Here is an 8177-nt window from a genome sequence, read left to right on the forward strand (position 1 = left end):
CCCCACACCCCACACCCCACACCCCACACCCCAACCCCCAACCCCCAACCCCCAACCCCCACCGAAAAACTTTTTCAGCAGACCCTATTTAGAAACTATTTAAACCAGTTAAGTGCATCGCGGTCAAGACAACTTTGATAAATCACAACCAAATCTAAAGAGTTAATTTATGTCCAATACTTTTCTATCGATCGTTATCCCGATGCGTGAGGGATTTAGCGAACATTGGCTAGGAGAATTATTGAAAGTCAAGGGAGATATAGAATTTATTTTAGTTCATCCTCCCGGGGTCAAACCTTCGCCGGTGAATGATCCACGCATGAAACAGATTGTCTGTGCTTTACGGGGTGAAATTATTCAAAGAAGTACAGGATTTTTAAATGCCAGAGGTACTTATATTCTCACAATCAATTGCGATGAATATTTACACCCTGAGATCGTCACCTTAGTCAAAGACTATTTTGACCGCTTTCCCAATAGTTGGGTATTAAGATTAGCCAGATGTGGATTTCCCTACGGTGAACGAGAAAAATTAGAGAGTCCTTGGCCAACAATTCCCGATATAAAAAGTTTAGCTATCTGTAGCAGAAGAGAGAATAATAGTAACTTATTTAAAGATAACAAATATTTATTAGAACTACCGATCGCTCCTTTAGATAATCCTTTTAATCCCCAAGTTTTTCTCAATCAACGTCGCGATCAAAATGGTCCCCATTTAGAAAATTTTGATAAAAAAGTTTGGAAAAGTGAACTTGTGCAAGTAGCGACGATAGAAATTACTAATCTCATGAACTTATTTGGTCCGATTAAATATATTCCTTTTTGGTGTTTAGATAGATTACTAGGTTTATATATTCAGGCTAAATATTTTGAAAAAGAGCGAGTAATCGGTCACTGGCTGCCGAATTATCTCGAACAAATACGAATTGAAGATAATCCTCCTGAATACCAAAGAAATTGGCGATTTTACTTTTTATCGGAAGTTATGTTATTAAGAAAATTCCCTCGGTATGGCTATCTTTGGAATCTAGCTATCTATCAATTTTTAGAACTGCCTGCTTGGATGATTAAATCTCTGAAACAAAAAATTATACCCAGTAAATCAGTCTAGTTATATCCAAGTGATCGGTAATCCAGAATAATAACCTAAATTTATGGAACTATGCTCTGTTTCCCAATCTAACACCTGTTCCACACGCTGATAAATTGCCGCAGCTTCCTCACTAGAATTACCGATACAAGTTAACCCTAATTTACCAAATTCTGACAGCGCACCCATGAGATGAAAAACTGTTCCTGTTTTACTGCTACTATCAAAATGTAAGCGATGTTTAGCAATAATATCCATTAAATCATCGGGAAGTAAACCTTTGTATTGGGGTTTGTGGAGATTATCGGAGGCAATATAGTGTTTTTCTTGGTGAGGTTGACTGAAAAATAATCCAGTTTCTTGATCGTATTCACCATTAGTTAAAAGTTTCAAAGTCATGAAAGGATGGGTGGTTCCTCCTTTTCGCAGATTAATTTCGATCGCCTGTAAATCCCAGACTAAAGTTTCTGGATTTTTCACGGCGACGAAATCAACCCCATAGCGTTCAATTGCCCCCTTGGCTGCCAGAATTTCCCCTATTTTTAGGCCTAATTCCTGTAATTGTAGGCGATAATTTTCATCGGCAGGAAAATGACAACCTAGATAAATTTGACCATCGGGACCCCCTAAAATTTGATCGTGAGTGGAAAGAATATTCACTTCTCCCGTGGGTGTAATATAACCTTGCACACTCGGCGATCGCTTTTCTTCTCCTTCAATAAAAGCTTCGACAATTGCCCCTAATTCAGCAATTTTGCCAGAAAAACTGTCCCAATTTTCATCCCTTGCTTGAAAACTCATCTTCTCTAATTGTTTGGCCAAGAGATTCATTCTCTCGCTTAAATCTAGACTGTTACTATCAACAATTCCCGCTAAAGGACGTAAATCTAAAACTGCATTTCCTTCTCCCGATAACCCCTCATTTAACTTAACTACCATGCGTTTTAGTTGCGGTTGACGAGACCACAAACTAGCGGCTTCGTATAACAAATCCTTGACCGTATTTACCTGTAAACTACCATCAGGATGGGGAATATTGCCTTGACCAAAAATCTCGCGACTGCCACTTTTAGAACCCCAATACAATAAGTCTGGACTACAGGCAAATAAAGGAATATCTAATTGTAAAGACAATTCTCGCTCTAAATTAGTAGAATTAAAACAAACCATGTAGGCACGATCTCGACGCAACGCTTGCTGGATTCTTGCTACTAAGCGCGGTCTTTCCAAAATTTTTTGGGTTAAAGGTTGAAAAGAGCTATCGTGAGTTGTCAGCAATAACAGACGATTATTAGCATGGGAAAAAGGAATCCCCGGCAACAATTGCAGGTAATAATCAATCACCATCCGCGCCAGTGGCTGCGCTGTTACATAGATTAAACGAGTTTTCGGGTGTCGCAACCGAATCAGAGAAAATAATAATCTTTCTTCGTAATGTAAAAAACCCGCTACTTTTTGACCGACTCTCTGATCGATACTAAAAGAAGGGACAACTAGGATATCATAATCCCATTCATCCGATTCGGGAACGTTTTCTCCCTGCCAAATCTCTTTTAATTTTTCTTGTAATTCTTGATAGCGCAGCCGCTTTCCTAGCATCAAATCTCTATCTAACAGCATGGTTTGTCCCACCTCTGTGGTTACAGACACCTGTATCTTATCGATTTTTAGAGCCTGTCGTCTCCAGTGTCTTTCTTTTCTTAATATTCCCCCAATCCCTCCGATCGTTGCCCTTAAAAAGGGATACAGTTGATTCTGTATCCCCTTTAATCACCTGAGATTGCCTTTAGCCTAGCGGGTGGAATAAGAGATCGGGATAAAAGCGATTAAATTCGATTAAAATCCCGGCGGTGAAAGTCAGCAGCGCCATAATTAACACGGGTGCGGACGAGAGAAATTTAGTAAGTCCTTCCATCTGAGTTCTCCTAGGGAATAAAAAGTCAAGGGTTTGACACAAAAATTAACGAGGGGAAACGGTAATTTCCGAATCCTTAACGGTTAATTTACCGGAAGTGGCTTCTTGTAAAGCGGCCAACGGCCAGAGGAAACCCGTTAACATTTTGCTCAAAGCGAGGGGAACATCGATGATGATTTCCTTCATTTCGGCATCTTTGCTGTCGCGCACGGCGATTAAATAGGCCCGACCAACCCAACCGATCCAACCGGCAATGTACAGGAATAGGATGCTAGGGATAAAGAAATCGCCCATGTGATCCCAACGACCATCCACAATTAGGTGAGGATAGCCTTCCGGTCCACAGAGAGCTTGGGAGTAGGTTTGAGCGCGTTTGGCTCCCGATTCGGGGTCGAGAGTGGTGTTGCGGAAACTCTTCGCTTTTTGTAGGAAAGCGGGATTTTCGCTACAAGGGGTCAGATTGGACAAATCAGCCGACGCTGGAGCGGCAAAGGTGAACCAGAGAGATAGCACCAGGGCCAGAGCGAACAATTTTCGCATAAATTGTTTCCTTTTGTTACGAAATATGAAGTTCTTTGTTCAAAAAGCGAACAATTTGATCGTACACGGAAAAAATCTTACTCCGATGAGGGGTGCGAGTAAAGTTTCTATTACAAAACTATACGCAACACTTCAGACCCCGGTGATATGAACCACCACTTGTCTTTGGTGACGACTCTGACGGTGTTCCCAGAGATAGATACCTTGCCAGATCCCTAAAACTAATTTACCCCTAGCGATCGGGATTTGTTCCGATGTCCGGGTGAGGACCGAGCGAATATGAGCGGGCATATCGTCTGGCCCTTCGGTAGAGTGATAGTAGAGACTGCTATCTTCTGGGACTAACTTAGCGAAGAAATTGGCCAAATCGGTGAGAACATCGGGATCGGCATTTTCTTGGATCAGCAAGGAAGCGGAGGTGTGACAGACAAAGACACTGCATAATCCCGTCGTTATGCCCGATTCAGCCACGATCGCTTCTATGGGGGCAGTGAGACGATGGAAATTCTTGGGACTGGTGGTAATCGTCAGGGATTTTTGATATTGACGCATGGCAACCGAATCAGAGAGAAATGGGGGTGGGGGGGATTGTCCTGGAGAGCAAAGGTTGTCCCGCTTGTAAGAGATCGTGAAGGTCCACCACTGCACCGATAACAGCGATCGCTGGGGCTTCAAAGCCGGTGGCTTCGATCTGGTCCATAATCGTGGTGAAAGTACCGATTAATTGCTGTTGTTGCGGTGTTGTTCCCCAGCGAATCAGGGCGATCGGTGTTTCTGGACTTCTGCCGGCCTTGGTTAACTCGCCGATAATATAGGGTAAATTATGCACACCCATGTAAACGACAATTGTTTCTGCGCCATGGGCGATCGCTGACCAGTTAACCTGGGGACGATATTTACCCGCCATCTCGTGGCCGGTGACGAAAGTAACGGAAGAACTATAATTGCGATGGGTGAGGGGAATACCGGCATAGGCAGGCACGGCAATTCCTGAAGTGATCCCCGGCACGATCTCGACGCTAATTCCGGCCGCGATCAGATCGAGCATTTCTTCACCCCCGCGACCGAAAACAAAGGGATCACCCCCCTTGAGACGAACAACCACGGTATTAGTCTGGGCCTTCTCGATCAGTAAAGCGGTGATTTCTTCCTGTACCAGAGAATGACGACCGCGACGCTTACCCCCATGGATTTGTTCGGCCCGGTGGTTAATCATGGCTAGAATCGAGGGGCTGACTAGGGCATCATAGAGGACAACATCGGCATTTTCTAAGAGAACTTTCGCTTTTAAGGTCAACAAACCGGGATCCCCGGGACCCGCACCGACGAGATAGACCTTACCGCAACTTTCTGATTGATTCATAGATACTGGGGAGAAAATTCTTGCTTCGATCGAATGCGCTTGATCCCTACTGTATTGTGACTGGAGCAAAATTTGGTATTTTTAGCTACAGTTACGCGGCGATCATGCGCTTTCTTGATGAAGAATTATGATCTTAACATTACTTAACCCTTAATCTAGCGATCGCTCTGGTCCTAAATCCCGTTTAAGGGGAGTGGAAAGTGGGGGAAAGGGAGCGGGTTTTTAAAGTTGGATTGGGAGTTAATCATACTAAGTATCTAAGCACAATTAATTAATTACACATCTAAGCCACTACTCCGTGAGACTTCTGGTGTGAGGAAACAGTGAACTGAAAACTCAAATCCGATCCCTAATAGCTGTATCCCGTCTCCCGTCTCCTGTCTCGGAGTCTCCTGTCTCGGAGTCTCGACTAGGAAATTAATTTTGCACGACTACTTAAAGGAAATCTCTCAGGATTTTTAATAATTTCTTTGCTTAAATCTACATCTAAATCTGGTCAATAAAAATGATTAGGAAAAGGCTCTTGTATATTTAAAATTTGTCTAATAGGGACATCTTCAAACCAAGGAAAATCTTGATAGGAAAGAAACATTTCTTCATCGTTTGCCAGAATCCATATTCCATGGGAAGAAATATGAGTTACTTCAGCTTGAGAAGTGTTTTGTCCAAGCATTTCTAAGTTCATTTTGTCGTTCCTTAATAATAGTTTCTATCGCTTGAAGTTGTTTTCGAGATAGGTTATGATTACGAGCTAATTCAATTTGTGGTTCCAGCCAAAATTTAGCTTCTCCTTCTGCACAATGAACATTAACGTGCATTCTTGTTTCTTCCCGGGAAAAGAAAAGATAACCTTACTAAGGTATAAATAGCTGTAAATGCACTTAGAAAATAAATCAAATAATAAAATCTTGCAGATTGAATATAAGGGAGCTTATTTTTAAGTACTTCAAGGCGAGTTGATATTTTTACGCTTGAGTATATAAAGACACAAAAGGGAAATAATAGTATTGTTACTCCTGCTATCCGATCTACCCAACCACTTTTAGGGTCAATCAGAAGAGGAGCAATTAAAGTAACATCTATGTAATTACTGGAAGCTTTTAATTGTTGAGTAATTGCTCGACGCAGACGTATTAATCCTTGTAACTGTGCTGTTACAACAACAAAGCCACAAGCAACCCCTACTGGAAAAAGAGCAGTCACTTCAGCAGTTGATATGGGTACTTTGCCCCAGCTAGTTGTAATTTCTGATAAGCGATCTTCTAGTTTAGATTTTTCAGGTTTAGTACATTGAGGATTTTCTCGACAAGCTTCTTGGTTGCCCAAAAGAGTTATGTATGGAAAGAAAATTAGGAAGAAGAAAACAAGTGTGCCGACTAATAGTAGAGCTAACGACAGTCGAAAACGATTAAGTTTTTCCTCATACAATTTCAAAAGCCTATCCAAATAAGCAGTTGTCTCAGTATTACTCATACTAGCTCCCTATATCATCCCCAAGAGCGTGTTAGCCAGATTAGCTTACTGCAAACAATCTCCTTTAAGGAAACTTATCACAGAAGCTTTCCAAAGTTATAGCAAAGATTCTTAGATATGACTGCACTTTGTTACAAAATTTCACTATTATTTCGGGTGCGGTGATTTGTTATGTTTCTTGGTTCACAACTTCTTTAACAATTGGTCATACTCTGCGTGAGAGCCTATCCAAAATCAAACAATTACATTCTTACTCTTGATTCTTCCTAGCGCTCTCCAACCTATACCGACTCTGATTGACCAGATCTGGTCTTCTTGATTGACCTCCTTAAATTCTAAGCTTGGATGACTTGGGTTATCTTTCCATAACTTGTAATTTTTTCTGGCTGTTCTTTTCACTCTTTCTGGTAGCTGTTGAAATAAGCCGATGAAATCTGGATTTAGTTCCGACTTCATAACTCATCAAATCCCATTTCTTCAGTCTGTCCGTTTTCTGAATCCGCAATAGCTTTCTGAGCAAGTTCTTTGAGAATTAAGCTGTCTTGGGGTTTAGATAATGTTTCTTGCCATTTGATTTCATTTTCGATGTCTTCAATAAACTGCGCTGCCAGTTCGTCTTGAATTGCTTCTGGTAGTTCTTGAGCTTTTTGTACGGCTTTACTTAGAAGTGTTGATAACATTTTTTCTCTTCTCTTGAAAATATAACTAGATATTATAGGTCAACTTTCTGTACAAAACTCTCCAGAGTAACAATATGGGTCAACTATCACCAGAAGTTTTCCCTATATCACCCCCAAAAGCTTGTTAGCCAGATTAGCATCTTGCCAAAAACCTTGTTTAACTAAATTCTTGACAAATAGGCTTATTCTAGCGATGATTCCTAGATCTGACCGCACCCCTTGATAAAAAAAATTGATAATTATTCGACCTTTAGCGATCGCTATTGGGGGATAGTTGTTTTTTGTTACAGCAGTATGAAGCAGCCTAACTGATGGCTATATTTCCAGATTATCGCCCGCAGGAAACCAATAATCGCCGATGATAAATTTGTCGTCGCCGTCGGGGGTGAACACGCTATCACCACGGGAGTAGTACAAGCTTACAGACAGGCTTTATCGGAACCTTTTACGGTGGTTCAAATTGATGCCCATGGCGATATGCGTTTTGAGTACGAAGGCTCCACCATAACCACGCCTGTGTGATGCGTCGGGTGTTAGAAATGGGTTTACCGACCTTACCCGTGGGAATTCGGGCTATTTGTCGAGAAGAATGTGATTTGGGATCGAGATATCGCCAGGGATGCGGAGTTATGCTGCTTTCGCCAACACAACTGTGCATACCTCGTAATCGGCAAGCTCACGCTTTAACGGGCGTGGGGCACATTCATCAAGCAGGATTCGCATAGGCTGTCAACATTTCCTTTGCTAATTCAAGGGCTGAGATCGCCTGTTCTCGACTGACACTGGGAAAATGGTCTAGAAATACCTCCAATGAATCACCAGCCTCAAGATAATCAAGTAGGGTTCTCATCGGCACACGAGTTCCTACAAAAACAGGGGTTCCCCCTAGAATGTCGGGATCACTGTGAACAACACGGGATATTAATGCCATAACAAATATATCCAACTGGCTACTAGCTTTTACAGTCATCGAAAATTTTGGGTCTGAAACCCCGTCGTTTCACGACGGCTTTACTGTTAAATACTAGCACATTTACGGAATATATGCTAAAATGTGAGACATGGAAAAAGCCTATTCGTTTCGATTTTACCCCACACCAGAACAAGAGTCGCTAT

The 8177-nt window shown here is 41.8% G+C and carries 13 protein-coding genes and 1 pseudogene; 3 read left to right on the forward strand and 11 right to left on the reverse strand.

Features of this window, described 5'->3' with window-relative positions; all coding sequences use genetic code 11:
- Window positions 1–169: 169 nt before the first annotated feature.
- On the forward strand, window positions 170–1111 hold the full coding sequence (locus BGL89_RS09430; protein ID WP_286825497.1) for a glycosyltransferase family protein: 942 nt from the start codon (window positions 170–172) through the stop codon (window positions 1109–1111).
- On the opposite strand, the gene BGL89_RS09435 is transcribed toward BGL89_RS09430, so the two are convergent.
- From BGL89_RS09435 to BGL89_RS09475, 10 genes are all read right to left on the reverse strand, one after another.
- The gene (locus BGL89_RS09435; protein WP_286825506.1) at window positions 1112–2710 is read right to left on the reverse strand and encodes a peptide ligase PGM1-related protein; all 1599 of its coding nucleotides are present in this window, start codon (window positions 2708–2710) and stop codon (window positions 1112–1114) included.
- A 166-nt stretch (window positions 2711–2876) separates the two neighbouring features.
- The gene (gene psaJ, locus BGL89_RS09440) at window positions 2877–3005 is read right to left on the reverse strand and encodes a photosystem I reaction center subunit IX (protein ID WP_002738148.1); all 129 of its coding nucleotides are present in this window, start codon (window positions 3003–3005) and stop codon (window positions 2877–2879) included.
- Window positions 3006–3050: 45 nt separating this feature from the next.
- The gene (locus BGL89_RS09445) at window positions 3051–3545 is read right to left on the reverse strand and encodes a Photosystem I reaction center subunit III (RefSeq protein ID WP_286825498.1); all 495 of its coding nucleotides are present in this window, start codon (window positions 3543–3545) and stop codon (window positions 3051–3053) included.
- 132 nt (window positions 3546–3677) lie between these two features.
- Window positions 3678–4097, reverse strand: a complete 420-nt coding sequence (locus BGL89_RS09450; RefSeq protein ID WP_045362918.1) for a secondary thiamine-phosphate synthase enzyme YjbQ — start codon at window positions 4095–4097, stop codon at window positions 3678–3680.
- Window positions 4098–4107: 10 nt separating this feature from the next.
- Window positions 4108–4908 carry a uroporphyrinogen-III C-methyltransferase gene (gene cobA, locus BGL89_RS09455; protein ID WP_286825499.1) on the reverse strand — a complete coding sequence of 267 codons (801 nt, stop codon included), beginning with the start codon at window positions 4906–4908 and terminating at the stop codon, window positions 4108–4110.
- A 496-nt stretch (window positions 4909–5404) separates the two neighbouring features.
- Window positions 5405–5593 carry a DUF2442 domain-containing protein gene (locus tag BGL89_RS09460; protein ID WP_286825500.1) on the reverse strand — a complete coding sequence of 63 codons (189 nt, stop codon included), beginning with the start codon at window positions 5591–5593 and terminating at the stop codon, window positions 5405–5407.
- Entirely contained in the window at window positions 5553–5726 is a 174-nt protein-coding gene (locus BGL89_RS09465) for a DUF4160 domain-containing protein (protein ID WP_286825501.1), read from the reverse strand. The genes BGL89_RS09460 and BGL89_RS09465 overlap by 41 nt, the downstream gene beginning before the upstream one ends.
- Window positions 5716–6381: a hypothetical protein gene (locus tag BGL89_RS09470; RefSeq protein WP_286825502.1), complete on the reverse strand. Its 666-nt coding sequence runs from the start codon at window positions 6379–6381 to the stop codon at window positions 5716–5718. The genes BGL89_RS09465 and BGL89_RS09470 overlap by 11 nt, the downstream gene beginning before the upstream one ends.
- 234 nt (window positions 6382–6615) lie before the next feature.
- Window positions 6616–6837, reverse strand: coding sequence for a ParE family toxin-like protein (locus BGL89_RS21235; RefSeq protein ID WP_353743922.1), 222 nt, complete (start codon window positions 6835–6837; stop codon window positions 6616–6618).
- Window positions 6834–7061: a hypothetical protein gene (locus BGL89_RS09475; protein ID WP_286825503.1), complete on the reverse strand. Its 228-nt coding sequence runs from the start codon at window positions 7059–7061 to the stop codon at window positions 6834–6836. The genes BGL89_RS21235 and BGL89_RS09475 overlap by 4 nt, the downstream gene beginning before the upstream one ends.
- A 348-nt stretch (window positions 7062–7409) precedes the next feature.
- Here BGL89_RS09475 and BGL89_RS09480 point away from each other — a divergent pair.
- A pseudogene (locus tag BGL89_RS09480) lies at window positions 7410–7660 on the forward strand (arginase family protein); the annotation flags it as partial.
- 107 nt (window positions 7661–7767) lie between these two features.
- On the opposite strand, the gene BGL89_RS09485 reads toward BGL89_RS09480, so the two are convergent.
- The gene (locus BGL89_RS09485; RefSeq protein WP_002799510.1) at window positions 7768–8031 is read right to left on the reverse strand and encodes a DUF433 domain-containing protein; all 264 of its coding nucleotides are present in this window, start codon (window positions 8029–8031) and stop codon (window positions 7768–7770) included.
- A 91-nt stretch (window positions 8032–8122) separates the two neighbouring features.
- Between BGL89_RS09485 and BGL89_RS21240 the strand changes: the two genes are divergently transcribed.
- A partial coding sequence (locus BGL89_RS21240; protein WP_072024880.1) for a helix-turn-helix domain-containing protein occupies window positions 8123–8177 on the forward strand: 55 nt, incomplete at its 3' end.

It is taken from the genome of Microcystis sp. LSC13-02 (assembly GCA_002282935.1).
In the GTDB taxonomy this organism is placed as follows: domain Bacteria; phylum Cyanobacteriota; class Cyanobacteriia; order Cyanobacteriales; family Microcystaceae; genus Microcystis.

Coding starts and splice junctions, on each gene's coding strand:
- BGL89_RS09430 (WP_286825497.1), top strand. CDS start 170: ATGTCCAATACTTTTCTATCGATCGTTATCCCGATGCGTGAGGGATTT.
- BGL89_RS09435 (WP_286825506.1), bottom strand. CDS start 2,710: ATGCTGTTAGATAGAGATTTGATGCTAGGAAAGCGGCTGCGCTATCAA.
- psaJ (WP_002738148.1), bottom strand. CDS start 3,005: ATGGAAGGACTTACTAAATTTCTCTCGTCCGCACCCGTGTTAATTATG.
- BGL89_RS09445 (WP_286825498.1), bottom strand. CDS start 3,545: ATGCGAAAATTGTTCGCTCTGGCCCTGGTGCTATCTCTCTGGTTCACC.
- BGL89_RS09450 (WP_045362918.1), bottom strand. CDS start 4,097: ATGCGTCAATATCAAAAATCCCTGACGATTACCACCAGTCCCAAGAAT.
- cobA (WP_286825499.1), bottom strand. CDS start 4,908: ATGAATCAATCAGAAAGTTGCGGTAAGGTCTATCTCGTCGGTGCGGGT.
- BGL89_RS09460 (WP_286825500.1), bottom strand. CDS start 5,593: ATGAACTTAGAAATGCTTGGACAAAACACTTCTCAAGCTGAAGTAACT.
- BGL89_RS09465 (WP_286825501.1), bottom strand. CDS start 5,726: ATGCACGTTAATGTTCATTGTGCAGAAGGAGAAGCTAAATTTTGGCTG.
- BGL89_RS09470 (WP_286825502.1), bottom strand. CDS start 6,381: ATGAGTAATACTGAGACAACTGCTTATTTGGATAGGCTTTTGAAATTG.
- BGL89_RS21235 (WP_353743922.1), bottom strand. CDS start 6,837: ATGAAGTCGGAACTAAATCCAGATTTCATCGGCTTATTTCAACAGCTA.
- BGL89_RS09475 (WP_286825503.1), bottom strand. CDS start 7,061: ATGTTATCAACACTTCTAAGTAAAGCCGTACAAAAAGCTCAAGAACTA.
- BGL89_RS09485 (WP_002799510.1), bottom strand. CDS start 8,031: ATGACTGTAAAAGCTAGTAGCCAGTTGGATATATTTGTTATGGCATTA.